25 protein-coding genes and 2 tRNA genes are annotated in these 25,666 nt (G+C 64.2%); 6 read left to right on the forward strand and 21 right to left on the reverse strand.

Going from position 1 to position 25,666, the window contains the following annotated elements; translation table 11 throughout:
• Positions 1-156: 156 nt before the first annotated feature.
• The 3 genes from gspE to ACP7BL_RS03930 all read right to left on the reverse strand — a co-directional run bounded on the left by gspE (position 157) and on the right by ACP7BL_RS03930 (position 4,861).
• Complete coding sequence (gspE, locus tag ACP7BL_RS03920; protein WP_033964099.1) at positions 157-1,668, reverse strand: type II secretion system ATPase GspE; 1,512 nt, start codon at positions 1,666-1,668, stop codon at positions 157-159.
• Between the two features lie 137 nt (positions 1,669-1,805).
• Positions 1,806-4,019: a type II secretion system secretin GspD gene (gene gspD, locus ACP7BL_RS03925; RefSeq protein WP_426257677.1), complete on the reverse strand. Its 2,214-nt coding sequence runs from the start codon at positions 4,017-4,019 to the stop codon at positions 1,806-1,808.
• A complete protein-coding gene (locus ACP7BL_RS03930) occupies positions 4,016-4,861 on the reverse strand; it encodes a type II secretion system protein N (protein WP_426257678.1) in 846 nt (281 codons plus the stop codon). Before ACP7BL_RS03930 ends, gspD begins: the two co-directional genes overlap by 4 nt.
• Positions 4,862-4,985: 124 nt before the next feature.
• Here ACP7BL_RS03930 and ACP7BL_RS03935 point away from each other — a divergent pair, with 124 nt between their 5' ends.
• Positions 4,986-5,642, forward strand: a complete 657-nt coding sequence (locus ACP7BL_RS03935; RefSeq protein WP_426257679.1) for a prolyl hydroxylase family protein — start codon at positions 4,986-4,988, stop codon at positions 5,640-5,642.
• 41 nt (positions 5,643-5,683) lie between these two features.
• On the opposite strand, the gene ACP7BL_RS03940 is transcribed toward ACP7BL_RS03935, so the two are convergent.
• From ACP7BL_RS03940 to lon, 3 genes are all read right to left on the reverse strand, one after another.
• Positions 5,684-5,758: transfer RNA gene (locus ACP7BL_RS03940), tRNA-Val, on the reverse strand.
• Positions 5,759-5,894: 136 nt separating this feature from the next.
• Positions 5,895-6,167: an HU family DNA-binding protein gene (locus ACP7BL_RS03945; protein ID WP_010186832.1), complete on the reverse strand. Its 273-nt coding sequence runs from the start codon at positions 6,165-6,167 to the stop codon at positions 5,895-5,897.
• 152 nt (positions 6,168-6,319) lie between these two features.
• Complete coding sequence (gene lon, locus ACP7BL_RS03950) at positions 6,320-8,773, reverse strand: endopeptidase La (RefSeq protein ID WP_341203323.1); 2,454 nt, start codon at positions 8,771-8,773, stop codon at positions 6,320-6,322.
• 82 nt (positions 8,774-8,855) lie between these two features.
• Between lon and ACP7BL_RS03955 the strand changes: the two genes are divergently transcribed.
• Genes ACP7BL_RS03955 through ACP7BL_RS03965 form a run of 3 tightly spaced genes read left to right on the forward strand, consistent with a single transcriptional unit; the run spans position 8,856 to position 11,885 of the window.
• Positions 8,856-9,515 (forward strand): hypothetical protein, encoded by a 660-nt coding sequence (locus tag ACP7BL_RS03955; RefSeq protein ID WP_426257680.1) that lies wholly within the window; start codon positions 8,856-8,858, stop codon positions 9,513-9,515.
• On the forward strand, positions 9,512-11,242 hold the full coding sequence (locus tag ACP7BL_RS03960; RefSeq protein ID WP_426257681.1) for a M1 family metallopeptidase: 1,731 nt from the start codon (positions 9,512-9,514) through the stop codon (positions 11,240-11,242). The genes ACP7BL_RS03955 and ACP7BL_RS03960 overlap by 4 nt, the downstream gene beginning before the upstream one ends.
• A 46-nt stretch (positions 11,243-11,288) precedes the next feature.
• Positions 11,289-11,885 carry a methyltransferase family protein gene (locus tag ACP7BL_RS03965; RefSeq protein ID WP_185867562.1) on the forward strand — a complete coding sequence of 199 codons (597 nt, stop codon included), beginning with the start codon at positions 11,289-11,291 and terminating at the stop codon, positions 11,883-11,885.
• A gap of 6 nt (positions 11,886-11,891) precedes the next feature.
• Here the strand turns inward: ACP7BL_RS03965 and ACP7BL_RS03970 are convergent, their stop codons facing one another.
• The 7 genes from ACP7BL_RS03970 to ACP7BL_RS04000 form a co-directional block, all read right to left on the reverse strand.
• The gene (locus tag ACP7BL_RS03970; protein WP_126845699.1) at positions 11,892-12,566 is read right to left on the reverse strand and encodes a DUF4893 domain-containing protein; all 675 of its coding nucleotides are present in this window, start codon (positions 12,564-12,566) and stop codon (positions 11,892-11,894) included.
• 115 nt (positions 12,567-12,681) lie between these two features.
• Positions 12,682-13,284 (reverse strand): GNAT family N-acetyltransferase, encoded by a 603-nt coding sequence (locus ACP7BL_RS03975; protein ID WP_137902588.1) that lies wholly within the window; start codon positions 13,282-13,284, stop codon positions 12,682-12,684.
• Positions 13,281-14,549, reverse strand: a complete 1,269-nt coding sequence (clpX, locus tag ACP7BL_RS03980; protein ID WP_010403209.1) for an ATP-dependent Clp protease ATP-binding subunit ClpX — start codon at positions 14,547-14,549, stop codon at positions 13,281-13,283. Before clpX ends, ACP7BL_RS03975 begins: the two co-directional genes overlap by 4 nt.
• Before the next feature lie 145 nt (positions 14,550-14,694).
• The gene (locus tag ACP7BL_RS03985; RefSeq protein WP_010403211.1) at positions 14,695-15,369 is read right to left on the reverse strand and encodes an ATP-dependent Clp protease proteolytic subunit; all 675 of its coding nucleotides are present in this window, start codon (positions 15,367-15,369) and stop codon (positions 14,695-14,697) included.
• A gap of 76 nt (positions 15,370-15,445) precedes the next feature.
• Positions 15,446-16,411, reverse strand: a complete 966-nt coding sequence (locus ACP7BL_RS03990; protein WP_426257682.1) for a glycosyltransferase family 2 protein — start codon at positions 16,409-16,411, stop codon at positions 15,446-15,448.
• 180 nt (positions 16,412-16,591) lie between these two features.
• On the reverse strand, positions 16,592-18,238 hold the full coding sequence (gene tig, locus ACP7BL_RS03995; RefSeq protein WP_426257929.1) for a trigger factor: 1,647 nt from the start codon (positions 18,236-18,238) through the stop codon (positions 16,592-16,594).
• A 61-nt stretch (positions 18,239-18,299) separates the two neighbouring features.
• Positions 18,300-18,384, reverse strand: a tRNA-Leu gene (locus ACP7BL_RS04000).
• Between the two features lie 131 nt (positions 18,385-18,515).
• Between ACP7BL_RS04000 and ACP7BL_RS04005 the strand changes: the two genes are divergently transcribed.
• Together ACP7BL_RS04005 and ACP7BL_RS04010 are read left to right on the forward strand one after the other, a co-directional pair.
• Positions 18,516-18,695, forward strand: a complete 180-nt coding sequence (locus ACP7BL_RS04005; RefSeq protein WP_010403216.1) for a hypothetical protein — start codon at positions 18,516-18,518, stop codon at positions 18,693-18,695.
• Positions 18,692-18,904 (forward strand): hypothetical protein, encoded by a 213-nt coding sequence (locus tag ACP7BL_RS04010; protein WP_426257683.1) that lies wholly within the window; start codon positions 18,692-18,694, stop codon positions 18,902-18,904. Before ACP7BL_RS04005 ends, ACP7BL_RS04010 begins: the two co-directional genes overlap by 4 nt.
• 12 nt (positions 18,905-18,916) lie before the next feature.
• Here ACP7BL_RS04010 and ACP7BL_RS04015 read toward each other — a convergent pair whose 3' ends face one another.
• From ACP7BL_RS04015 to gatC, 8 genes are all read right to left on the reverse strand, one after another.
• On the reverse strand, positions 18,917-19,516 hold the full coding sequence (locus tag ACP7BL_RS04015) for a hypothetical protein (RefSeq protein WP_137902587.1): 600 nt from the start codon (positions 19,514-19,516) through the stop codon (positions 18,917-18,919).
• A 10-nt stretch (positions 19,517-19,526) separates the two neighbouring features.
• Positions 19,527-20,729, reverse strand: coding sequence for a M48 family metallopeptidase (locus ACP7BL_RS04020; protein WP_137902586.1), 1,203 nt, complete (start codon positions 20,727-20,729; stop codon positions 19,527-19,529).
• A complete protein-coding gene (locus tag ACP7BL_RS04025; RefSeq protein ID WP_033964107.1) occupies positions 20,730-21,479 on the reverse strand; it encodes a hypothetical protein in 750 nt (249 codons plus the stop codon). It abuts the gene before it with no gap.
• A 126-nt stretch (positions 21,480-21,605) separates the two neighbouring features.
• Entirely contained in the window at positions 21,606-23,078 is a 1,473-nt protein-coding gene (gene gatB / locus ACP7BL_RS04030) for an Asp-tRNA(Asn)/Glu-tRNA(Gln) amidotransferase subunit GatB (protein ID WP_426257684.1), read from the reverse strand.
• On the reverse strand, positions 23,075-23,491 hold the full coding sequence (locus ACP7BL_RS04035; RefSeq protein WP_426257685.1) for a type II toxin-antitoxin system VapC family toxin: 417 nt from the start codon (positions 23,489-23,491) through the stop codon (positions 23,075-23,077). The genes gatB and ACP7BL_RS04035 overlap by 4 nt, the downstream gene beginning before the upstream one ends.
• Entirely contained in the window at positions 23,488-23,775 is a 288-nt protein-coding gene (locus tag ACP7BL_RS04040; RefSeq protein ID WP_126845706.1) for an AbrB/MazE/SpoVT family DNA-binding domain-containing protein, read from the reverse strand. Before ACP7BL_RS04040 ends, ACP7BL_RS04035 begins: the two co-directional genes overlap by 4 nt.
• Positions 23,776-23,864: 89 nt before the next feature.
• Positions 23,865-25,349, reverse strand: a complete 1,485-nt coding sequence (gene gatA / locus ACP7BL_RS04045; RefSeq protein WP_426257686.1) for an Asp-tRNA(Asn)/Glu-tRNA(Gln) amidotransferase subunit GatA — start codon at positions 25,347-25,349, stop codon at positions 23,865-23,867.
• Positions 25,349-25,651: an Asp-tRNA(Asn)/Glu-tRNA(Gln) amidotransferase subunit GatC gene (gatC, locus tag ACP7BL_RS04050; RefSeq protein ID WP_426257687.1), complete on the reverse strand. Its 303-nt coding sequence runs from the start codon at positions 25,649-25,651 to the stop codon at positions 25,349-25,351. Before gatC ends, gatA begins: the two co-directional genes overlap by 1 nt.
• Between the last annotated feature and the right edge of the window lie 15 nt (positions 25,652-25,666).

The following is a 25,666-nucleotide window of genomic DNA, read 5'->3' on the forward strand; positions in this document are numbered from 1 at the left end:
CCCCCCCTGCGGGGCCCGGGGGGCCCCCGCCGCCCCCCGCGGGGGGGGTGGGTGAGGGCGACCGCCGAAACCAAAGGGTGCCACCCTCACCCTTCCGCCGCCTGGCGGCGGCTCCCTCCCTCTCCCAAAGAGAGAGGGATAAGGGCGCGCACTCCCTCACGCCGCATCCTCCGGTACCACCATCGGCGCTTCCGCATCGGCCATGTCGCGCCGCGACACGCGCACCGCTTCCTCCGCCGTGGTCACGCCGTCGCGCACCAACTGCCGCGCCGCTGCGCCCAGCGTCGGCGCATGGAGAAAGGCATGGCGCGCTATCAGCGCTTCATCGCCGCCATCGTTGATCAGGCGGCGTACCGTCTCATCGACGCGGACCGCTTCATACACGCCCACGCGCCCCTTGAAGCCGCTGCCCTGGCACTGTTCGCACCCAACCGCCTCATAGACGATCGTGCCGGGTTCAAAGCCGAGCAACGCCGCCACCGGCCCATCCGCCGCGACCGGCCGGCGGCAATGCTCGCACAACCGCCGCACCAGCCGCTGCGCGATCACCGCGCGCAAGGTGGACGCCAGCAGGAACGGCTCGACCTTCATGTCGCGCATCCGCGTGATGGCGCCGACCGCATCATTGGTGTGAACGGTCGACAGCACTAGATGCCCGGTGAGCGAGGCCTGCACCGCAATCTCGGCGGTCTCGCGGTCGCGGATTTCGCCGACCATCACCACATCGGGGTCCTGCCGCAGGATCGCGCGCAGGCCCGCCGCAAAGGTCAGCCCGACCTTGGGGTTGACCTGCGTCTGCCCGACGCCCTCCATCGCATATTCGACCGGGTCCTCGACCGTCAGGATGTTGCGGCTACCATCGTTGAGCAGCCGCATCGATGCGTACAGCGTCGTCGTCTTGCCGGAGCCGGTCGGCCCGGTGACGAGGATGATGCCGTTGGGCTCCGTCACCGCATCCTTCAGCAATTGATGGATAGCGGGCGTCATGCCCAGCGCATCCAGCGTGATCCCGGCATTTTCCTTGTCGAGAATACGCAGCACCACGCGCTCGCCCGCGCGGCTCGGCAAGGTCGATACGCGCACGTCGAGCAACTTGCCGCCCAGCGTCAGCCCGATCCGCCCGTCCTGCGGCACGCGCCGCTCGGCAATGTCGAGCCGCGCCATCACCTTGATGCGGCTGACGACGACCGGCGCGACATGCGGCGGCATGCGCAGCGTCTCGCGCAGCACGCCATCGATCCGCATCCGCACCACCAGCCCGGTTTCATACGGCTCGACATGGATGTCGGACACGCCGTTGCGCGCGGCATCGGCGATGATGCCGTTGATCAGCCGGATCGCGGGCGCATCGTCGGCGGTGTCGAGCAAATCGTCGGCTGTCGGCAGGTGGTCGGCCAGCATGTCGAGTTCATCGCCCAGCCCCAGCGCCCCCGCCGCCATCGCCGCCGCTTGCCCGTCCATCGCATAGACTTCGGAGAGCAAGCGGTCGAAATCGCTCGGCGTAACGGGTGTTACCTGAAACGGCCGGGCCAGATGGCGGCGCAGCTCGATCAAGGTTTTGGGGTCGGCTCCTTCGCGCATCGCGACGGTGAGGTGCCCTTCATGGTTCGGCGCGACCACCACGCCGAACCGACGCGCAAAGGCGTAGGGAATGGTGATTTGCGGCAAGGCATCAAAATCTCCCCTCCCGCTTGCGGCAGGGGTTGGGGGAGGGTTGTCGCTGGACAAGACGGTGGCGAGAGTGCCCTCCCCTAGCCCCTGCCGCAAGCGGGAGGGGAAAGTTCCAGGATCACCGCCCGTCCCCATCACCGCCCCCGCTTGGTGTGGATCACGGTGCTCGAACTGCGCTGCACCGGCACCGCGATGCGGGGATCCTCGATGTTGCCCGGCACCGGCGCGCTCGGGATCGGCGGGGCCGCGCCCATATAGTCGCGCACCAACTGGTCGATCGAAGGCTCGTCATTCGGCGCGGCCAAGCCCTGCTGCAGGCGCAGATAGCCATAGCGTTGCTCGGTCAGGCGACGGCTGTCCTCGGCGGTGCGCAGGATCGTCGGGCGGATGAAGATCATCAAATTGGTCTTGGTCCGCGACTTCGCCTTGGAGCGGAACAGATTGCCCAGCCCCGGCAGATCGCCCAGCAGCGGAATCTTCTGGATCGTGCGGCGTTCATTATCGTCGAGCAGGCCGCTGATGACGGCGATGTCGCCATCGTCGACGGTGCGCACTGTCTCGACTTCGCGCTTGTTGAGGATCAGGTCGCTATTGTCGCTCGACACCGGCCCCGCGATCGAACTCACCCCCAGCCGCAGATTGAGCTTCACGGTGCCCGAGGAATTGACTTGCGGCCGTACCGTCAACTCGATCCCGACATTCTCGCGCTGGGTCGTGCGGAAGGTGTTGTTGAAATTGTTCGACAACGCCTGCCCAGTGGTGATCGGGATTTCCTGCCCGACCAGGCTGTGCGCTTCCTGATTGTCGAGCATTACCAGATGCGGGACTTGCAACAGGTTGGAGGTGGTGTCGCTCTTCAGGGCGTTGATGATCGACCCGAACACCGTATCGCCGATCTTGCCTGCCCAGCCGCCAAAGCCGCCGCTTGCCCCCAGAATCGAGCTGATCGCCGATTGCGCGAGCGAGTCGCTGGCGCTGCTGTTGGTGCTGGTGGTTACGGTCGTGCCGTTGACCACCGTGGTCGTGGTGTTGAGCTGACGCGCCCCAATGGCACCAGCGATGGTCAGCAGGCTGGGCGCAGTGTTCTGAAAACTGGAGGCGGCAAACACGCCGCCCTTGATGTTGGCGATGGCGAATTGCGCGCCAAGCTGGCTGGCGGTCTGGTCCGAAACTTCGGCGACGATCGCTTCGACCAGCACTTGCTCGCGCCGGGTGTCGAGTTGATGCACCACATCGGCCAATTGGCGCTGCACCTCGGCTGGCGCGGCGATGACGATCGCGTTCGCGCCAACGAAACGCGTGACGACCGCAGCAGTGCGCCCGGCCGAACTGATCGCGGCTTGCCCGGTGGAGGTACCGCCACCGGTCGAGATGTCTTGTTGAGCGGCTGGCGCGGCGGTCTGCCGTGCGGTCGTCTGAAACCCGCTGCCGTTGCTACCGCTCGACTGGCCGTTATTGCTGCCAAAGGTCGATGCGGAAAGCTGCTGGTTCGAAATGGGCGACGGGGCCTGGCCGACCAGTTGCTGAAGCACCGGCAAAAGCTGCTCGGCATCGGCATTTTCGAGGAAAATGACCTTGATCTCGGTGCCGTTCTTGGCCCGCCGGTCCAAATCCTCGGCCACCGCCGCCAGACGCGCGACCGACGCTGCATCGCCGCGGATCGCCACCGAATTGGAACTGGTCACGGCCACCACGCTCGCGCTCGAGCCAGTCGACGGTCCACCGCCGCCTGCGCCCTGCCCGGTCAGCGCTTGCAACGCCGTTGCGATTTCACGGGCACCGGCATTCTTCAACGCGACAATACGCGTTGCGGCATTGTCGGTGTCGATCTGGCGGATCACCTCGCGCACGCGGCGGACATTGTCGGCGAAATCGACGATGACCAGGCTATTCCCACCGCGATTGGCGGTGACCGAGCCCTGCGGCGAGATCAACCCGCGCACGGTATCCACCGCCGAGGCGGCGTCGATCGAGCGCAAACGAACGATTTCGGTCACGTAACTGTTGCTCGCCGCCCCACGCGCACCCACGCGGCTGGGCTGCGACGCGGCATTGTCGGTCGGCTGCACTCGAAACGCGCCGTTGCTGGTCGGCACCGCGACCAGGCCATTGGCGCGCAGCGTCGACAGGAAAATCTCGAAATATTGCGATTTGCTGACCGGGTGGTCGGTCACAACCGTCACCTTGCCCTGCACGCGCGAATCTATGATGAAAGTCCGCCCGGTCACGCGCGCCGCATCGGCGATGAACGCGCGGATGTCGGCGTCGCGCACGTTCATCGTGGTCTGCGCGACGGCAGTGCCTGCGAGCGCAAGCGCCAGAAACGGTGCCAGAGTTAGTGTCTTCATTGCCCCGCAATCGTGATGGAAAGTGGAATCGTGTCCTTGCCGCGCTCCACCGCGATGGAGAGCAGACCGCCCTTGGCAAATTGCGCGGCGAGGCGCTCGATATCGCCCGTCCCTCCGACCGGCTTGCCGGCGATCTGGGTCACGACGTCGCCCTCGTGCAACCCCGCAGTGCGAAAGGCCATGCCACTGCCTTGCGATCGGACTGTCAGCCCAGTCACCCGGCCATTATCGATGCGCGGGATGAACCCAACGTCCGAACGAAGCTGGGCGAAGGTGATCCCCGAGGGAGCCGAAGGCATCGGCCGCGTCGGACCACCGCCAACCAGCGGCGGCGCAGCGGGCGCAGGCGTGGCGACTGGCGTGGTTTCCGGCTGGACCAGGAAGAGATCTTCAGACGCGCCGCTCCGGTCAATCGTGACATGGTCGAACGCGACTGCCTTCAAGCGCACGCCGGGCATGATCTCCTGCCCGACGCCGACGCTTTGCTGCACCCCGTCAGGCCCAGCGATAATCGCCGAGCCGCCGCCCTGCGCTTCATCGACCCGCGTGCCGAACAAGGTCAGTTGCAGGCTGGTGACGACGGCCGGTCCCGCCGCATCGCCGCCGCTGATGCGAAAGAACGGATCGAAGCCGCTCAAGAGCGCTTGCGGCGCTCCGGCGAACCCGCTGTGTGCCGGACGCCAGACACCGATCGCGCCGACCGGCGTGACCACCGTCCATACCAGCCGCGCACCTTGCACCGCGAGCAGAGCGATCAGCAGCAGCTCGAGCGCGCTATACACTTTCGTCACGGGTACGCGTCGCAAAATACTCCGCGCTCGCGCATCCAACACCAACCGCATGCGGCATTATTCCTCGATCGCGCGTCCAACCTTATCCGCGTGTTACAGGTAGCAGACGACGCTGTGAACCTCGCACGGTCGCAGGGGCTGGAAAAGCCACAACGGCTTTGGCAGGGATAGGCCGATGACCGCGCAGACACATTTCGGATCCGGCAACCCGGCCGACGCCATGATCGAGCATATCCTCGCCCAACCGGGCGTGCAGCGCGTACCCAGCACGAAACTGACGCTGTTTGTTCGCCGCGGCTTTCTCGATCCCGAAACGTCCACGGCCTTATGCGCGCGAGTCGATGCGACGCGACGGCCATCGACCCTGTCCGATTTCAACGGCGACCCGACCTTTCGGACCAGCGAGACGGGCGATCTCGATCCGTTCGATCCGCTGGTGATCGATCTCAATGCGCGGATCGCCGCCTTTACCGGACTCGATCCGGCACATGGCGAGCCGATCCAGGGGCAACGCTATGCGGTGGGACAGGAGTTTAAAGCTCACACCGATTATTTCGAACCCAACGGGATCGACTATCAGCGGTATTGCGGCATTGCGGGCAACCGTACGTGGACGGTGATGATCTACCTCAACCAGCCCGAAGCTGGCGGTGCGACCCGCTTCAAGGCGATCGACAAGATCATCCAGCCCGAAACCGGGAAGCTGCTGGCGTGGAACAATCGCCTACCCGACGGGCGGCTCAATCCCGCCACGTTGCACCACGGGATGAAAGTCCGCGCGGGCACCAAATATGTCATCACCAAATGGTTCCGGGAACTGCCCTGGCGCTGAGGCCAGAACGCGGCTGGCTCCGAGGGAGCGCCAAGCGCGAATGGTGGGCGCGGCAGGGATTGAACCTGCGACCCCACCCGTGTGAAGGGTGTGCTCTACCACTGAGCTACGCGCCCGTTGCCGTCCTGCACATGCGTATGTGGGAGGGCTAAACGGATGAGGGCGGCGTTACCGCCGCCCTCTTCACCAATCCCTTAAAACGAGCGAGTGCCGCTTGTCCAGCGGCACCTAACATGTTTTCGGGAGATTAGATCAATTGACCGAATCCTTCAGGCCCTTGCCGGCCTTGAACTTCGGCTGCGACGACGCCTTGATTGTCATCGGTTCGCCGGTGCGCGGGTTGCGGCCGGTCGAGGCCTTGCGCTTGCTGACCGAGAACGTGCCGAACCCAACCAGGCGGACTTCGTCACCCTTTTTCAGCGCCGCCGAGACCGCGTCGAACACCGCCTCGACCGCCTTGCTTGCATCACCCTTCGTCAGACCCGACGTGTCGGCCACCGTCGCGATCAATTCCTGTTTGTTCATCGCCACCAAACCCCCGATACAAAATGGAAAAATATACCCAGGCAAAAAGCCGGTTGCGCACTAAGACGGCTAGCGCGGGGGCTGTCAAAACAAAAAGCGACAGCCCCGGTCTAAAATCGGCGGAAATGCGGCATTTCGAGTAATCGATCCGATCAATGATGCACTTCGCCGCCAATCGGGGCGACACCCGCCGGCGGCTGCGCCGCCAGGTCATCGGCCTCGGTCCAGTCGATCGCGGTGAGCGGGCCGGTCAGCGCGAGCCGCAACACTTCATCGACATGCGCCACCGGGATGATCTTCAGACCATCCAGGATATTGGCCGGAATCTCCGCCAGATCCTTCTCATTCTCCTGCGGGATGAGCACGGTGGTGATGCCGCCGCGCAGCGCCGCCAGCAGCTTTTCCTTCAAGCCGCCGATCGGTAGCACGCGGCCGCGCAGCGTCACCTCGCCCGTCATGGCGATATCGCGGCGCACCGGAACGCCGGTGAGCGTCGAGACGATCGCCGTCACGATGCCGATACCCGCCGACGGACCATCCTTGGGCACCGCCCCTTCGGGCAGATGGATGTGGATATCCTTGCGCGCGAAGATGCTCGGCTTGATCCCATAAGAGGGCGAGCGTGCCTTGATGAAGCTGAACGCCGTCTCGATCGATTCCTTCATCACATCGCCGAGCTTGCCGGTGATCTTCGCCGCACCGCGCCCGGGCACGGTGACGCTTTCGATCGTCAGCAATTCGCCGCCGACTTCAGTCCAGGCGAGGCCGGTGACCGCACCGATCTGATTCTCTTCCTCGCCCAGCCCGTGGCGATATTTCTTCACGCCCGCAAATTCGGACAGGTTGTCCGGGGTCACGGTGACGCTCTCGGCCTTGCCCTCAAGAATGCGCCGCAACGCCTTGCGCGCGAGCTTGGCAATCTCGCGCTCCAGCGTGCGCACACCGGCTTCGCGCGTGTAGAACTGAATGAGCGCGCGCAACCCCTCGGTGGTGAGCGTGAACTCGCCGTCCTTCAGGCCATGTGCCTCGATCTGCTTGGCGATCAGATGCCGTTCGGCGATCTCGACCTTCTCATCCTCGGTATAGCCCTCGAGCCGGATGATCTCCATGCGGTCGAGCAGCGGCTGCGGCAGGTTGAGCGTGTTCGCGGTCGTCACAAACATCACGTCGGAAAGATCGACGTCGATTTCGAGATAGTGATCGTTGAACTTCGCATTCTGCTCGGGATCGAGCACTTCGAGCAGCGCCGAGGCCGGATCACCGCGGAAATCCTGGCCGAGCTTGTCGATTTCATCGAGCAGGAACAGCGGGTTGCTGGTCCCAGCCTTTTTGAGATTGGTAACGATCTTGCCCGGCAGCGAGCCGATATAGGTGCGGCGGTGGCCCCGAATTTCTGCTTCATCGCGCACACCGCCTAAAGATTGGCGGATAAATTCGCGGCCCGTGGCCTTGGCGATCGACTTGCCCAGGCTGGTCTTGCCGACGCCGGGGGGGCCGACGAGGCACAGGATCGGCCCCTTCAGCTTGTTGGTGCGCGCCTGTACCGCGAGATATTCGATGATGCGGTCCTTGACCTTTTCGAGCGCATAATGGTCCTCGTCGAGCACCGCTTGCGCCGCCGAAATATCCTTGCGGATCTTGGACTTCTTGCCCCACGGCAGGCCCAGCAGCACGTCGAGATAGTTGCGCACGACGGTCGCCTCGGCCGACATCGGTGCCATCGTCTTGAGCTTCTTCAGCTCCGCCGTCGCCTTGGTGCGGGCTTCCTTGGACAGTTTGAGCGTCGCGATCTTGTTGGTCAGCTCGGCGATCTCGTCGCCTTCGCCCTCGTCGCCCTCATTGCCGAGTTCGCGCTGAATCGCCTTCAACTGCTCGTTGAGGTAATATTCGCGCTGGGTCTTCTCCATCTGGCGCTTGACGCGGCTTTTGATCTTCTTCTCGACCTGCAGCACGCCCAGCTCGCCCTCCATGAAGGCAAACACCATCTCGAGTCGCTTGGCCGGATCGCGTTCGATCAGCAGCGCCTGCTTGTCGGACACCTTGACCTGAATGTTCGCGGCAACGGCATCGGCGAGCTTGTTCGCATCCTCGATTTCCCCGAGCTGGACCGCAGTTTCGGCGGGCAGCTTGCGGTTGAGCTTGGCGTAGTTTTCGAATTGCTCGACCACGGAGCGCATCAGCGCCGCCATTTCGGTGCTGACAGCCTCGAGTGCCTCCTCGCCCTCATCGCCTTCAAGCAACTCGACGTCGGCAGCGAGATAGCCCTCGGTCTGCGTCAGGCCGGTCAGGATGGCGCGGCGCTTGCCCTCGACCAGCACGCGCACCGTGCCATCGGGCAATTTCAACAGTTGCAGCACGACGGCGGTCACGCCGATTTCGTACAGATCGTCGCGATCGGGATCGTCTTCGCTCGGGTCGAGCTGCGCGACCAGGAAAATCTCCTTGTCGGCGGCCATCGCCGCCTCCAGAGCCGCGACCGACTTGTCGCGACCAACGAACAGCGGCACGATCATGTTGGGGAACACGACGATGTCGCGCAGCGGCAGCACGGGATAGGCGTGGGTGGGCGACGAGGACTTGGACGGGGTGAAGGTAGCTTTGGTCATGGATACTCCGGGGTCGCGTCAACGACGCGGGCTTAGTTCCTTATATGGGGGGAGTTGCCGTTGCATCAATCGTCGAACGATTTTGGGTGGTGCAGCGGCCATCGCCGCGTTCCCGGCCAGCGCGAAACACCCGCTCGACCCCATCGCCCACGCCCTGGCGGCGGCGGGCGGGCAAGCGCTTTTGTCGCGTGTACGCGTGATCGCGTGGAGCGGTACTGCCCGCATGATGATCGGCCGGACGCCGGTCGACCTGATGGTCGAAACCCGAATCGAACCCTTTGCGCGCGCTCGTTCTGACACCTGGCTGACGAGCGAAGGGCGCAGCGCCACGCAGACCATCATGGTGGAACGCGACAGTGCGTTTCTGGTCCATAACGGCGCACAGACCAGCCTGCCCCAGCCGCAAGCCTATTTCGAGCGGCAGAAGCTGGCGGCATACAGCTATTTGCTGCTTGCCCCGGCATCGCTGTCACCAAACGGGCGGCGCGGCATTACGGCGATCCGCGACGGGTATCCCCCGATCGCACTGACGCTCGCCCCGGACGGGCGGATCGCCTCGGCCGACTACACCCTTGCTGGGCCGCCGCCGAACCCGCCGCTCGTGCATCAGCACCTCTTGTTTGCGGGAACCGTGTCAGCGCAGGGGATCCGCTTTCCCCGCACCACCACGATCCTGCAGAACGGTCGCCCCGTCCTGCGCACGACCATCTCCGATTTTTCCGTAGAGCTAGACCCTTCATGATCGCTTCCAGACTCGCTTTTGCTTGTGGCTGCCTCGCGCTGACCGGTGCCACCACCCTGCCCAAGAAAGGCGAGCCCGCAATCACAGCGCAGACCGCGCGCTCGGGCGGGGTGATCGATCCCGACCAGGCCAAATTGGGCTTCGATGCCGCCGATCTGTCCTTCGAGGTGTTGCCCGAAACAGAGACGCTGCGCGGCGTGGCGACGCTCAGTTTCACCGCAAAGGCCGCGCTCGACCGCCTTGCGATCGACCTGGACCGCAATTTGCCGGTCGATGCCATTGCCATCGATGGCGCGGCGCTCGCGCCCGGCGCGTGGAGCAACCCCGAAGGGCGGCTCGTCATCACGCTGCCGCAGCGCGTCGCCAAAGGTGGCCATGTCGCCGCGCGCATCAGCTATGGCGGGCAGCCGCATGTCGCGGTCAAGGCACCGTGGGATAGCGGCATGGTGTGGGCGACCACACCCGGCGGCGCGCCGTGGTTCGCCACCACCGCCGAAGGCTATGGCTGCGATCTATTCTGGCCATGCCTCGATTTCCCGACCGGGGAGCCGGGCGTCGTCACGCTCCACATCACCGTGCCCAAGGGATTGAAGGCCCCGTCCAATGGCAAATTGCTGGGGGTGGATACGCTGCCCGACGGGCGGACGGTGTGGAACTGGCGGATCAAGCACCCCAACACCTATGGCATCGCGCTCAATGTCGGGCCGTATGAGGAAATTTCCGGCGTCTATAAGAGCCGCTACGGCAACAGCATCCCGATGTTCTACTGGTTCCTGCCGGGCGAGGAGGAAAAGGCGCGCGCGCTGTTTGCCGAATTTGCCCCGACGCTCGATTTTTTCGAAAGCGAGGTCGGCCCCTACCCGTTCGGTGACGAGAAGCTCGGCGTGGTCGAGACGCCGCACAAGGGCATGGAGCACCAGACGATCAACGCCTACGGCAACGACTATGCCAAGGCCCCCGAGGGCTTCGACTGGTTGTTCCAGCACGAATTCGCCCATGAATATTTCGGCAATCAGCTGACTGCGGCCAATTGGGACGATTACTGGCTGCACGAGGGCTATGGCACCTACATGCAGCCGCTCTACGGCCGCTGGCGCGAGGGCGAGGCGCGCTATGCGACGATGCTGGCGGACGAACGCGGCAAGATCGCCAACCTCCGTCCGATCATCTCGGGCAAGGTGCGAACCGAGGAAGAGGTGTATGAGGTCGACAAAGGCGGCCCGGGCCAGGACATCTATTACAAGGGCGCGTGGATGCTCCACACGCTCCGCACGCTGATCGGCGACCGCGCGTTTCGCGACGTCACGCGGCTGGCGGTGTACGGGCGGATCGATCCGCGGCCGGGCAATTTCGCCCCGCGCTACGGTTCCACGCTCGAATATGAACGCTTCGTGCGGCGTGTGACCGGCAAGGATTATGGCTGGTTTTTCGACGTCTATCTGCGCGAAGCCGCCCTGCCCGATCTGATCGAGACGCGCAGCGCAACGCGCCTCGCGCTGCGCTGGCAGGCACCGGGCGGGCGGGTGTTCCCGATGCCGGTCGAGGTGCAGGTCGACGGCCGGATCGTGAAGCTGTCGATGGCGGGGGGCGTGGGCAGCCTGACCGTGCCGAAGCGCGCGCATGTCGTGATCGACCCGATGGCCAAGCTGCTGCGGCGCTCGGTCGCGATCGAGCAGTATCAGGCATGGCGCGATGCGCAGGCGCGGCGGCCGCGCCCCACCAATTGACGAGCGCGTGTTATTTGAATAACACAGCCTCGATCTGGAGGCTATGATGCGATTTCCGACCGATCCTGTTGGACTTCCCGGCTTGATCGCGCTCGGCGTTGGCATGGGCGTGTTTGTGGTGTCGCTGCTCCGCGCCCGCGCGCGCGGCGTCAAAAGCCCGAAGAGCTCCGACGCGCGGCGCAGCAATGCGTCGATCTGGGGGATCGTGGCGCAGGGGATAGGGATCGGCATGGTCGGATTTGGCCCGATCCGGGTCAGCCTCGATCCCGCCTCCACCACAGCGCTGCTCGAAGGGGCGATCGTGCTGGTGCTGATCCTCGGGGCGGTGTGGCTGTTCGATTCGTCGTCGCGCGCGATGGGCCGCAACTGGGCGCTGGTCGCGCGCACCCGCAGCGACGGGCATCTGGTGCAATCGGGCCCGTTCGCGCATGTCCGCAACCCGATCTATGTGGCGATGGCGCTGTTCACGCTGGCGATGGCGATCGCTTACGGCCACACGCTCAACCTGATCGCGGGAGTCCCCGTGTTCGCGCTCGGCACCGCGATGCGGGTGCGGCACGAGGAAAGCGTCCTGCGCGCGACCTTTGCCGATTACGACGCCTATGCCGCACGGGTGAAGCGCTTCGTCCCCGGCCTGTTCTGACCCAGCTCAGCCGGGAACGGCGGGCACGGCCCCGCGCACTGCGGGCGTTACCGGCACCAGTTCGTAGATATCGAGCAACGCCCCCTTCCCCGCGCGCGTCAGCACCAGCCGCCAGCGGAACGGCGCGACACGCTCGACCACGCCCGCCACGTCCTGCGCTGGATTGACGCTATAGGCTGGCGCGCTGTCGGCATGGGCCGGACGGAAGGTGCCGAGGAACACCTGCCGCTTGTCGGTATCGGGAAACAGCCAGCCGCCGGGCAGACTGGTGCCGCTCTGCTTGGTGAAGGACAGCGCGTGCGTCGTCCCGTCGACCGTGCAGAAATCGGGCTTGTAGGTGTCCAGGCCGTGCGCTCCGCCAAGGCGGACGAGACGGCAATAATAAGGGCCCGGCGGCAGCGCGGGCAAATCCAGCGCGGCTCCGGGCTGGACCAAAGGGCCCTCCGCATCGAGCTTGGCCTTGAGGCGGACCGGCACCGCAGCGCGTGCGCGCACCCATGTCGTCGGCAGCGCGTCGAGCCGACTGCGATCTTCGGCTGTCACCGAACCGGCCCATCCGGTCGGCGTGGCGGCAACGTGCGATGTCGCGTGGGGCCGTGCTGTTCCGGCGGTGCAGCTCGACACGCTCGCCCCAAGGGCAATCAGCGACGTGAGAACAAGGGGCGTCGATACGAAACGCATTGCGGTCGTTCTCCAGGATGTCGATGCGTGATGGGCCTTGCAGCGCGTTAACAATCGGTAAACGCCAAAGGTTAACGGATGGTAAACGACGCGACGGACGCGCGGTTCCGCCCGATCAGCTGCGGAGCATCGACCAGAACGCCGGGCCGCCCTTCGGGACGTGCCACGCCTCGGTCACAACGAAGCCGAGGGTAGCGTAGAAGCCCAAATTCCGCTCGTTGGCGGTTTCGAGGTAAACTGGTCGACCGTCCCCCGCGATCCGATCGAGCCCGGCCTGAACCACTGCACGACCGAGGCCGCGCCCCTGTGCCGCCGGGTCGCACCCGGCGATATGCAGATACCAGACATCGTCGGAGGGGAGATGCGCATCGATCGCGCTCGACACCGTCAGCGCCCGACCGATCGCCCCGCCCAAAGCCCGCCACAGCGGCCAGACGTGCAACAGCAAATCGAGCAGCGACGTCTTGCCCAAGCCGGGCGCGCGCCACAGCGTGGCGGCTGCGCCGCCCCCTGCCACCAGCCGCAGACCGGCCTGCGCATCCGCATCGAACAGCAACGCGAAAAGCCGCGGCAGCCGGAGCGCGCGGTCGGCGGGATCGGGGAAAATATACGCCATCGCCGGATCGTCGGCGAAGGCACGGGCCAGCATCGCCGCGATCCGTCCCCGATCGGCGTCGTCAGCGACACCGATCGGGGTGGAACGCGGCGCGAGGGTCAAGCAGCCCCCGCCCCGGCCTTTTCTTTCTTGGCATAGACGCGGATCGGTTCCTTGCGGCCGTCGATCACGTCCTTGTCGATCATCACTTCGTCAACGCCGTCCATGCCGGGCAGGTCGAACATGGTATCGAGCAGGATGCCCTCCAGGATCGATCGCAGGCCGCGCGCGCCGGTCTTGCGGTCGATCGCCTTTTTGGCGACCTGCACGAGCGCGTCGTCGGTGAAGCCGAGCTTGACTGCCTCCATGTCGAACAGCTTCTGATACTGTTTGACCAGCGCATTCTTCGGCTCGGTCAGGATCGTGACGAGGGCTGGCACGTCGAGATCCTCGAGCGTCGCGATCACCGGCAAGCGGCCGACGAATTCGGGGATCAGGCCGAACTTCAGCAGATCCTCGGGCTCGACCGACTTGAGCGTCTCGCCAGTGCGGCGTTCTTCAGGGGACGCGACATAGGCACCGAAGCCGATCGACTTGCCCTGCAGACGGTCGCCGATGATCTTCTCGAGGCCGCTGAACGCACCGCCGCAGATGAACAGGATGTTGGTCGTGTCGACCTGCAGGAATTCCTGCTGCGGGTGCTTGCGGCCACCCTGCGGCGGAACGCTGGCAGTGGTGCCTTCCATCAGCTTGAGCAACGCCTGCTGCACGCCCTCGCCCGACACGTCGCGCGTGATCGACGGGTTCTCGGCCTTGCGGCTGATCTTGTCGATTTCGTCGATGTACACGATGCCGCGCTGCGCCCGCTCGACATTATAGTCGGACGCCTGGAGCAGCTTGAGGATGATGTTCTCGACATCCTCGCCAACGTAACCCGCCTCGGTCAGCGTCGTCGCATCGGCCATGGTGAAGGGCACGTCGAGGATGCGCGCCAGCGTCTGCGCCAGCAACGTCTTGCCGCAACCGGTCGGGCCGACGAGCAGGATGTTGGACTTGGCGAGCTCGACATCGGCACCCTTCTGGCCGTGGTTCAGGCGCTTGTAATGGTTGTGCACCGCCACCGACAGCACGCGCTTGGCGCGCTTCTGGCCGATCACATAATCATCGAGCACGTCGCAGATTTCCTGCGGCGTGGGGACGCCGCCGTCCTTCTTCGACACCAGCGCGGACTTCGTCTCCTCGCGGATGATGTCGTTGCACAATTCGACGCATTCATCGCAGATGAATACGGTTGGGCCCGCAATCAGCTTGCGCACCTCATGCTGCGACTTCCCGCAGAAGGAGCAATAAAGCGTGCTCTTCGAGTCGCCGCCGCTGAGCTTCGTCATTCAAACCATCCTTGGCACCACCAATGGGCGCACATATGCGGGGTGCCTATCCTAGACTGACCCCGCGCAATCCGACAATCACCAAAATTGCCGTATGAATACGGTAGCGGGGCACCTTTCGAGGCCCCGCCACCTAAAGTCTACCTCAAGCCGAAGTCAAAGCCGGTGGCGTGCTCGAATCGTCGGGCAGCGCAGGACGCTTGTCGAACACCTGATCGACCAGACCGAAGTCCTTGGCCTCATGCGCCTCGAGGAACGTGTCACGGTCCATCGCGCGCTCGATCTCCTCGATCGGCTTGCCGGTGTACTGCGCGTAGAGCGAGTTCATCCGGTTCTTGATGCGCTGGATTTCCTTGGCCTGGATCTGGATATCCGATGCCATGCCCTGCGCACCGCCCGAAGGCTGATGGATCATGATACGGGCGTTGGTCAACGCGACGCGCATCCCCGGCTCACCGGCGGCAAGCAGGAAGCTGCCCATTGATGCGGCCTGGCCGATGCACACGGTGCCGACGCGCGGGCGGATGTACTGCATCGTGTCATGGATCGCCATGCCCGCCGTGACGACACCGCCCGGCGAGTTGATGTACATGAAGATGTCCTTCTTCGGATTTTCCGATTCGAGGAACAGAAGCTGCGCGGTGATGACCGCCGCCATATGATCCTCGACGCCGCCCGTTACGAAGATGATCCGCTCGCGCAACAACCGCGAATAGATGTCGAACGAACGCTCGCCGCGGTTCGATTGCTCCACCACGATCGGCACGAGGCCGTCTTGAATGGGAGCCAGAAAGTCGCCGGTGTCGAACGGATTGCGCATGATGAGCCTTTTAGTCCTTATGCCCCGAGAAGAACGGAAATTCGAACCGCATACATCGGCGCTGGCGGAAACGAGTTCAAGCCCCGCCTGCGATGGCACCTTGATCGGCGCGGCGATCGTCGCCGCCAGGGGCGCGGTGTGACAGATACGCCAGCCGCCGCACCTCGCGTCGACCGCGCACCACGGTGTCGAGGATCAGCCCGGTAAACCCGTTGAGCGCGGCGAGAATCGTCAGCCCGGTCACCATCACCGCCGTCGGCAAACGCGGCACGAGATGGGTGTGCATATAGGTGATGACCAGCGGGATGCCGAACGCCAATGCGGCGGCAAACAGCAGGCCCGCGATCACGCCGAAGAACAGGAGCGGCCGCTCGATCCGGTACAGCGTCACGATCGTGCGCGCGATACGGAAGCCGTCGCGATAGGTGCTGAGCTTCGATTCGGAGCCCTCAGGCCGCGCGAAATAGGGCGTTTCGATTTCGCCGACCGGCATCTTCAGTTCCAGCGCATGGACGCTGATTTCGGTCTCGATCTCGAAGCCCGACGAAAGCACCGGAAAACTCTTCACGAACCGCCGCGAAAACACGCGGTAACCCGAGAAAATATCGGTAAAACTGCGCCCGAACAATTGCGCGAGCAGCCCGGTCATCGCCTTGTTGCCGAGCACATGCCCGCGACGATAGGCGGCGGTGACCTCGGTCACGCGGCTGCCAACGACCATGTCGAGCTGTTCGTCGAGCAAGCGCTGCACCAAGGCGGGCGCAACCGTCGCGTCATAGGTCGCATCACCATCGGCCATCACATAGATATCGGCATCGACATCGGCGAACATGCGGCGGACGACATTGCCCTTCCCCTGCATCCGCTCGGTCCGCACGATCGCGCCAGCAGCGCGCGCCACCGCCACGGTGTCGTCGGAGCTGTTATTATCGTAAACGTAGATCGTCGCGTCGGGCAGCGCGGCGCGGAACCCGGCCACCGTCTGCGCGATGGCGGCGCTCTCGTTATAACAGGGCAGCAGGATGGCGATGCGCGTGGTCATGGCTCTGCCATAGGGGTGAATGGCGATCGGTTCGACTGTTTTGTGCGCCGTGCCAAACGGACATAAAAAAGCCCCTCCCCTTCAGGGGAGGGGTTTGGGGGTGGGGCCGAGCCTCGCAGAGACCTCGCGCCGGTTACGTCCCCACCCCAACCCCTCCCCCGAGGGGGAGGGGCTTTTGGCTTATTCCGCAGTATCGGCGGCGGGCTTCTTCTTGGCGGCCGGCTTCTTGGCCGGTGCCGGAGCAGCCTCCTCGGCCGGAGCAGCTTCGGCGGTGGGCTCGGCAGCAGCGGCCTTCTTCGCAGGGGCCTTCTTGGTCGCAGCCTTCTTCACCGGCTCGGCTTCGACCAGCTCATCGCCAGGCGCTGCCGGTTCGATGTCGGCGGCTTCGAGCTCCTTGGCGTCATCCGCCGAAGCCTTGGCCTTCTTCGGCGCGGCCTTCTTGGCGGCCTTGGGCTTGTGGTTTTCGTGGTCGTGGCTGTGCGTGCCGGTCGAGAAGCCTTCTTCGCTCTCGATCGCGGCTTCCAGCTCTTCGCGGGTCACTTCGCGGTCGCTGACTTCGGCCTTCTCGAACAGGAAGTCGACGACCTTGTCCTCGTACAGCGGCGCACGGAGCTGTGCGGCTGCCATCGGCTCCTGCTGGATGTACTGCAGGAAGCGCTTGCGATCCTCGGGGCCATATTGCTGCGCAGCCTGCGCGATCAGGCGGTTCATTTCCTGCTGGCTGACTTCGACGCCATTGGCCTGGCCGATTTCGCTCAGCAACAGGCCCAGGCGAACGCGGCGCTCGGCAATCTTGCGGTAATCGTCACGCTCCGATTCCATCTCGGCCAGTGCGGCCGCCGGATCTTCCTCATGCGTCGCTTCATGCTGAAGCTGCTGCCAGATCTGCTCGAATTCGGCTTCGACCATCGACGGCGGCACTTCGAAATCATGGCCCTCGGCGAGCTGGTCGAGCAGCTTGCGCTTCATGTGGGTGCGCGTCAGGCCGTTCAGTTCCTGCTCGATCTGGCCCTTGAGCAGACCGGTGAGCTGCTCGAGGCTCTGCAGGCCGAGCGAGGTGGCGAGTTCGTCGTCGATCTTGGTCTCGCCCGCAGTCTTCACCGTCTTGACCGTCAGATCGAAGGTCGCGGCCTTGCCGGCCAATTCCTTGGCCTGATAATCCTCCGGGAAGGTCACATTGATCTGGCGCTCGTCACCGGCCTTCACGCCGACGACCTGCTCTTCGAAGCCGGGGATCAAACGACCCGAACCGATTTCGACCGACATGTCTTCGCCAGTGCCGCCATCGAACGCTACGCCGTCGACCTTGCCGACGAAATCGAGCACGACCAGATCGCCGGTCTTGGCTTCATAAGCGGCATCGGCCTCTTCCCAGCGCTTCTGCTGGTCGGCGAACTTCTGCAGTTGCTCCTGCACGACAGCTTCGTCTGCGGGAACGGTCAGGCGCTCGAGCTTCAGATTGTCGATCGCAGGCGTCGGCACGTCGGGGAGCACTTCGAGCTCGACCTTCACATCGGCATCCTTGCCGAGCTCATAGCCGTCATCGAGGCTGACCGAGGGCTGCAGCGCGGGGCGCAGCTTGTGCTCGGCGATCAGTTCCTGAATGCCCTGCTGGATCGAGGTGTTGAGCGCGTCCTGCATCAGCGCCTCGCCGTGCATCTTGCGCACCAGGTTCGCGGGAACCTTGCCGGGGCGGAAGCCGGGCATGCGCACCGTCGGCGCAACGCGCTTCAGTTCGGCGTCCACGCGCGAATCGATGTCCTTCGCGGTGATCTTCAGCGTGTAGGCGCGCTTCAGCCCCTCGTTCAACGTCTCGACAGTTTGCATACTCAAGTCGTGCCTTTTACAGGAATTTCTGATGGCTACCGCCCGTTTGCCACGAGCGGCCTGGTGCGGGCGAAGGGACTCGAACCCCCACATCTTGCGATGGCAGGACCTAAACCTGCTGCGTCTACCAGTTCCGCCACGCCCGCATGGGACACCGCCGGTGTGGGGCGCGTCTATACCAGCCCTATGGCCGGGGGCAAGCGCGCAAACAGACTGGCTTTATATTGCGCAACCGCCGACGATGCTCGCGCGTTGTTCCGGACAGAGGAGAATCATCATGGCCAGCACGCCCCCGACCGAATTGCCCCCCTTCCCGAGCCAGCCCGGCCAGCCCGACCCGGTGCCGACCGAATTGCCGAGCCCAACACCCGACGTGGACTTTCCGGCCCCCGACGCAACGCCGGGCGACGAACCGTTCCAGCCGACCGACACCGGCCTGACGGGGGATTTCGCATGAGCGACGAGATCAACAAGGGCCCGCTCGACGATCCCCGCGACAACACCGATCCGCGTAGCGACCTCCAGCAGGAAGTCGAAGCCCGCAAGGATGCCGTCGAGCGCGGCGAAGGCGGCAAGGAACCCGATGCGTTCACCTCCGCCGGGATGCCCGATGGCGTTGGCGGCACTGGCGGGGTGGTGAAGAATCAGGGGGATGACGGGCAGTAACGCCCGGTCCAGCTATCGCGCGATCGTCGCCGCGGTGACGATCGCGCGATAGGCCGGTTGGTCACGCTGGAAATAGAACACGTCCGGCGCTTCGAAGGTGATCATGTAGAGCTTGCCATCGACGATCGCTGCCACCGCTTCGCCCTTCCGGCGAACTTCCTCGTTCAAACGACTGAACGTAAAGGCAAAGCGAATCCCTTTCTGGCCCAGAAACGCGGTCGGTTCGACCGAGTCGATCGTCATAAGCTGCGTGTCGAGCGCGATGCTGTAGCTATCGGCAAACAGCGTCGGCAGGTCGGTCAGCAACATCGTCGCGGAGAAATGCGGCAGCGGCTTGGCCTTCTTGCTGACTTCGCGGAACAGCGTGCGGCCGGTTTCGATGCCGCCGTAAAAGGTCACATCGTTCAGTCCGTCCCCGTCAATCGTCCAGGTTTCCGAATTGCGCCCCGGTCGAGCACCCATCTTGTTCCATTCGCGGTCAGGCGTCACCGTCAGCGGTGATTTCGCGACGGCGACTGGGACACCGCTCGGGATCAGCGTGTTGGATGCAAGGCCCGGGGCCGCGTGCAGCAACAGAGCCGCGGCGAAGATGGAAAACGAGGTGCGCTTCATGCTCTTCATCTCACTGAATCAAGGTGGAAATCATGGCGCTGTCGACAGCGTTTGGCTTCATCGCCAGATACCGCCGCAGCGAGTCCGCCGCCGCCGGATCACGGCTGCGCATTTGCGCCAGGCCGAGCCCGCGATACGCGTCGGCATTGCTCGGCTCCTGCTCCAGCGCGGCACGGTAAAAACCGGCAGCGGAGACGAGATCGCGCGGATTTCCGCGCGACCGATACAGTTCCCCACGCGCGAACAGCAGGTCGGCCGTCCACTGCGCCCCGGCGAGTTCCCCCAACAGATAATCGGTACCCTCAAAATCGTTGAGCTTGATCTGATCCGCCAGCAACTGCGGCCGCCACGCGACCATCGCCGCGTCCAGCCGTGCGCGACCGTCCTCGCCGGATTTGTCCATGGCGATCGCAAGCTCGCGCAAATAAGTGGCGCGCTCCAAGGTTGCCGGGTGCGTCGCGAAAAAGGCGACGCGGTCGTACCGGGTGCTGCGCTGCCGCCGCCCGCGCGCGGTCGCGTCGGCCTCGTCCATCACGCGGCCCCAGAGATCGGCGAAACAGCGCGGATCGTAGGACGACGCCTTCAAATACGCCATCGAGAGCAAATCCGCCTGGCGCTCCTGCTCGCGGCTGAACGCGAAGATCGATCCGAAAGCCGCGTTTTGTACCGATTGCGCCGTGCGCACGGTATTGTAGGCACCGGTTCCACCGTAGGTATACGCTCCGGCTGCCGCGACCCCGGCCCACGCCATGACATCAGTGGCCGAGCGCTTTTGCTTGAAGCCCACCAGGCTGTGCCGCAACTCGAAATGCGCGAATTCGTGCCCCAGCACAGCTGCCAGTTCGGCCTCGTTGCGGACACGCAGCAACAGGCCGGTTTGCACCACAAGCATGCCATTTGGAGCCATCGACGCGTTGAAGGCCGCGTTGCGCACGACATAGATGCGCACGCTGTCGCAGCGTGGTGCCCCGACCGCGCGACACACCACGTCATGCAGATAGCTTTGCAGCTTGGGATCGGACACGACCGCCTTCGAATCGCGCAGCAGCCGCTCGTCTTCATCAACCATCATCCACAGGCCGCGCTCATCCATGCCCTGCGGCTGATAAGCACCCGCATAGGGCGGAAGCGTCGGCAACGGGTCGCCCTTCGCCGCGAGCGGCGCGGCAACCACGATCGCCATGGCTGCCAACACCTTCCACAAGGCGCGCATTTACTTGGCTGCCGACGCCGGAGCGGCCGACTGTGAACTTCCGGGAAAATTCTTCAACAATTGCGAGACGCGCTTTTGCGCGCCGTCCGGCGTGCGCACGTCGCCGCCCATGGCAAGATCCGCGTTGAGCCAAACCAAATCGCCGGTGTGAAGATCCACCAGCCCGGCAAAACCCTTATGTTCTCCCGACTTGACCGAAACATAGGCCATTGCCGCGAACGCCTGCAAAATCTTGCGGCCGGTCGACCCATATTGATCTTCGTTGAACAGGAACAAAGCATAATCGGCCCCCGTCCCCTTGGCGAGATCAGCGACCCCCGGGCCCATAGTCCATTCGAACGCGTCTTTGCGTTTCTTGGTTGGCAGGCGATTACCAACGAAAAACTGGTAGCGGATCACCGAATCCGCGAGCACCGAGAACAAGGCCCGATAATCGGCCATGGTGGTTGCGGCTGGACCAATGGGTTCGTCCGCGATCAGGATCTCATTGCCCAGCTTGGTCTGCGCGGCCGCGAGCGCCACCGCTAGATTTTCCTTGGCCTGGGCGGTCCAGTCTGCGTTCGGCTCGAACATGCCGCCGGTCGATTGCGCGCCGACCTTGATCGTCGGGCGTATCAGCAGGATTCGCGCCGACCTCTGCGGGAGGACGAAGCCTGGCTTGATCCCCGATTTCTCCTGCGCCGTCGCAGGCGAACCACTCGCGACAAGGCAAACGGACGCCAGAATCGGCACCCACAATCGCAGCAACATGGATTCCCCCCGTCATATCGGACTCGCCCCCGAGTCCGATATGACGAGCTTAAGCGCCGGAAGCGCGCCGGATCAACCCACTATTCGATGCCGCACCGCAACGAAAATGCAATAAACCCTGAGATTCTATCCCAGCATCTTCTTCAACACTTCATTCACCACGCCCGGATTAGCCTTGCCGCCCATCGCCTTCATCGTCTGGCCGACGAAGAAGCCGAACAATTTGTCCTTGCCGCCGCGATAATCGGCAACCTTGTCTTCGTTAGCCGCCATCACTTCGGCGATGACACGTTCGATTTCGCCGGTGTCGCTGGTCTGCTTGAGCCCATGTTCTTCAACCACTGCCGCCGCGCCCTGCCCGGTTTCGAGCATGATCTCGAACACCTGCTTGGCGAGCGTGCTCGACAGCGTGCCATCGGCGATCAGGCCGAGCAGTTCCGCCGCCTGGGTCGGACTGACCGGCGCGTTTTCGATGTCCTTGCCGGTGCGGTTGAGCGCGCCGAACAACTCCGACGTCGTCCAGTTCGCCGCCGCGACCGGGGCCGCACCGCAATCGAGCAGCGCGTCGAACCAGCGCGCCGCCTCGACCTCCGCCGTCAGCACTGCGGCTGCATAAGGCGTAATGCCAAGCGCTTCATAGCGCCGCCGCTTGGTGTCGGGCAGTTCGGGCAGCGACGCACGACATTCGGCGAGGAACGCCTCGTCGAGTTCGAGCGGCAACAGATCAGGATCGGGGAAATAACGGTAATCGTGCGCATCTTCCTTCGAGCGCATCGAGCGCGTTTCGTTGCGATCGGGGTCATACAGCCGCGTTTCCTGCACGATGCGCCCGCCATCCTCGAGCACCTCGACCTGGCGGCGCGCTTCCTGCTCGACCACCGCCATCACGAAGCGCACCGAATTGACGTTCTTGGTCTCGGTCCGCGTGCCGAACGGATCGCCCGGCTTGCGCACGCTGACATTGACGTCCGCGCGCATCGAGCCTTCTTCCATATTGCCGTCGCACGACCCGACATAGCGCAGAATCGATCGCAACTTTCGCAGATAAGCCCCTGCTTCTGCAGGAGACGTCATGTCCGGCTTCGACACGATTTCCATCAGCGCGACGCCCGAACGGTTGAGATCGACATAGGAGCGGGTCGGATGCTGATCGTGCATCAATTTGCCGGCATCCTGCTCGACATGGATGCGCTCGACGCCGATGCGCTTGCCGTGCGCGTCGGGGTTCTTTTCGTCCAGGCTGATGTCGATCGCGCCCTCGCCCACCAGCGGGTGGTAGAGCTGACTGATCTGATAGCCCTGCGGCAAATCGGCATAGAAATAGTTCTTGCGGTCGAACCGCGACCAGCGGTTGATCTGCGCCTCGATCGCCATGCCGGTGCGCACCGCCTGGCGGATGCACTCGCGGTTGGGCACGGGCAGCATCCCCGGCATCGCGGCATCGACCAGCGACACCTGCGTATTGGGCTCCGCGCCAAACGCGGTCGCCGCGCCCGAGAAGAGCTTGGCATTGGTGGTGATCTGCGCATGGACTTCGAGGCCGACCACGACCTCCCAGTCGCCGGTTTCGCCGCGGATGGTGTAGGTGGATTCAGTCATACATCGGTCTCGGGTGTGATAAGGGAAATATCCGGGAAATATGCGGCGTAAAAGCGCGGATCCCGCGTCAGGATGCTTGCGCCTCTATGCTGTGCATCGCCCCCGATCAGAAAATCCGGTAAGGGCAAACGCGGCGCGCCTTCCCCCCTGCGTTCACGATAACGTTGATATGCCTTGCCAGCCAGAATCCCTGCCGATGGATCGAGACTTTCAACGCCGATCAGCAGGGCGCTCATGACCGAGCGAAAATGCTCCGCGTCCTGGAATTGCCAGCCGATCTCTGCGGCAATGACCGGGTTCACGAAAAGATACGCGCCGAGGGCGGCGCGACCGATCTGACGACGGGACCAGCCGAACCATTGCGGATCACGTCCAAGCACATCGATCAATATATTGGAATCGACTAAGATCACGGAACGTAATCGCCCCGCAAATCTCGCATCACTTGATCGGTCGGGCCACCAAACGAGAATCGCCCGGCCAATGCGTCGATCGCTTTCGCTTGCGCCTGTTGCCGCCGTTCCACATCGGCAGGGCCGTCGCCAAGCGCCGCCACCGTGACGCGCCCTTCCGCATCAAGCGCCACTTTGTAAGGCTGGCCCGGAAGCAGCCCAGCAGCATCCCGGATCGCCTTTGGGATCAAGATCTGCCCTTTGCTGGTCATCGTACCCGTTTCGATGCGGATAGGCGCGTTCATGAGAAATCTCCAGTGTTACCCAGGTAACACTTACACAGCCGGATCGCAAACGCAGGCCGGAACTTTCCTTGCGACCTATGCCTTCTCGGTCACCACCAGCGCTCCGCCCGCGCGGTAAAGCCTGCGCGCTGCTCGACCGCGAGCCCGGCGTTGAGCACGCTCTGCTCATCCAGCGCCTTGCCGATGATCTGAAGCCCGAGCGGCAGCCCCTGCCCGTCCAGCCCGCCGGGCACGCTCATCGCCGGGAGCCCAGCGAGCGACGACGGCACGGTGAACACATCGTTCAAATACATCGCGATCGGATCGGCCGACTTCTCGCCCAGCGCGAACGCCGCCGAGGGTGCCGTCGGCGTCAGCAGCACGTCACACGTGGCCCAGGCCTGCTCGAAATCGCGCGCGATCAGCGTGCGGATCTTCGAAGCCTGTGTGAAGTACGCGTCGTAAAACCCTGCTGACAAGACATAAGTGCCGATCATGATGCGGCGCTTAACTTCGTCGCCGAAACCGGCGGCGCGGGTAGCGGCATACATGTCCTGCAAGCCCGCCCCCTCGGGCAGATCGCGCAAGCCGTAGCGCACGCCGTCATAGCGCGCGAGGTTGGATGAGGCTTCGGCCGGCGCAATGATGTAATAAGCCGGCAGCGCATATTTGGTGTGCGGCAGCGAGACTTCGACGATCTCCGCGCCCGCATCCTTCAGCCATTCGATGCCCTGCTGCCACAGCGCCTCGATCTCGGGCGGCATGGCGTCGACCCGATATTCCTTGGGAATACCCACGCGCTTGCCCTTGAGATCGCCCGACAATCCGGCTTCCCAGTTGGGCACAGGCAAATCGAGCGAGGTCGCGTCCTTGGCATCGAACCCGGCCATCGCCTCGAGCATGATCGCGCAGTCGCGCACGTCGCGCGCCATTGGTCCTGCCTGGTCGAGCGACGAGGCGAAAGCGATCGTCCCCCAGCGCGAGCAGCGGCCATAGGTCGGCTTGATGCCCGAAATGCCGGTAAAGGCGGCAGGCTGGCGGATCGATCCGCCGGTATCGGTGCCGGTCGCCGCCGGGCACAGCCGCGCTGCGATCGCCGAGGACGACCCGCCCGAAGACCCACCGGGTGCGAGCGGCGCGGTATCACCGTTATTGCGTCGCCACGGCGAGATCACGTTGCCGAACGCGCTGGTCTCGTTCGATGATCCCATCGCGAACTGGTCGAGGTTCAGCTTGCCCAGCATTCCCGCACCAGCGTTCCACAAATTGGCCGAAACCGTCGATTCATAGGGAGGCGTAAAGCCCTCCAGAATGCGGCTGGCGGCAGTGGTCGGCACGCCGTTTGTGCAGAACAGGTCCTTCATGCCGATCGGCACGCCCGCCAGCGGCTTGAGCGTTTCGCCAGCGGCACGCGCGGCATCGGCGGCGTCGGCCGCGGCCAGCGCATGATCGGGGGTTTCGACGAGGAAGGCGTTGAGCGCCGTGGCGGCGGAGACGTTGGCGATGAAGCCCTCGGCCACTTCGCGCGCGGAAAAGCTGCCGTCGCGCACCCCATCGCGGATGGCGGCAACGCCGAGATTGGTAAGGTCGGTCATTATTCGATCACCTTGGGCACGGTGAAGAAACCGTGTTCGGCCTGGGGCGCATTGGCGAGCACGGCATCGCGAATGCCGCCGCCGGTCAGCGGATCGGCATTCACGACATCGTCGCGCAGGCGCAGATGGTTGGGGATGACCGCGGTCATCGGTTGGACGCCGGTGCAATCCACCTCGCCCAATTGCTCGATCCATCCCATGATGTTGTCGAGCTCGGGCGCGATGCGCGCGGCGTCTTCCTCGGCAATGGCGATACGGGCAAGACTCGCGATCTTGCGGACGGTGGCGATGTCGACTGGCATGGATCGCGGCTAGCA

Origin of the sequence: Sphingomonas sp. DC1600-2 (assembly GCF_049897605.1) — a bacterium.
In the GTDB taxonomy this organism is placed as follows: Bacteria; Pseudomonadota; Alphaproteobacteria; order Sphingomonadales; family Sphingomonadaceae; genus Sphingomonas.